The sequence below is a fragment of the Bartonella sp. MR168JLCBS genome (assembly GCF_042194175.1).
The window spans coordinates 1-742 of the sequence record NZ_JBHIMP010000339.1; the positions used below are offsets into that span (position 1 = coordinate 1).

Below are 742 nucleotides of genomic sequence, written 5' to 3' on the forward strand. Positions count from 1 at the left end.
CTACAAACGGTTGCTCTTCTATAAATTGCGTAAAAAAGTAGAAATTTCACAACCATTCCAAGAACTTGTTACAATTTCTTGGAATAATGAATCAAATAACTTCAATTTTGATTCAAGTTTCATTGATAAGCGATTTCCACAAAAAGAAAAAATAGTACGAACCTATGGGGAAATACCTTTTTCTGCCCCAGATTATAATAAGAATTGGAATCGATTGCGTATCCGTTATGCAATTGCAGAAAGCGGTCAAGACTATGAGATAGGGAAAATCTTTCCCCATGACATTAATTATGATCAAATCAGTGGACTATCCTTTAACAAAGGTTGTTATATCGGACAAGAAATCGTTTCACGAATGCACCATCGACATACAGCGCGTCGCCGCGTTTTGATCGTTAAAAGCCAGCATGAATTAACCTCAAAGTCCACCGTCGAAGCAGGTACCAAAGTGCTTGGTCACTTGGGAACATGTGCTGCAAACGAAGCTTTAGCTTTAATGCGTATTGACCATGTTAAAGATGCTATGAACAACAATATCACATTTACAGTAGAAAATACCCCCGTCACAATAAGTATTGCTGAAAATATGAATTTTACCTTTCCTGAAAAAACTTTGGAAACTGACTAATGGCTAAAGCTGAATTATCACAAAATGGAGAAGCTCGTGCGTGGCAAAGAATGCTGTCTGGCCGGCGACTAGATCTCTTAAATCCTTCTCCTTTTGATGTCGAAATCGAAGATA

1 protein-coding gene and 1 pseudogene are annotated in these 742 nt (G+C 37.6%); both read left to right on the forward strand.

Annotated features, from left to right (window positions below; all coding sequences use genetic code 11):
- On the forward strand, positions 1-628 hold a 628-nt coding region (locus ACFIK8_RS11270), incomplete at its 5' end, for a YgfZ/GcvT domain-containing protein (protein ID WP_375669477.1).
- Positions 628-742 (forward strand): annotated as a pseudogene (locus ACFIK8_RS11275) (hydrolase); the annotation flags it as partial. The gene ACFIK8_RS11270 and the pseudogene ACFIK8_RS11275, both read left to right, overlap by 1 nt.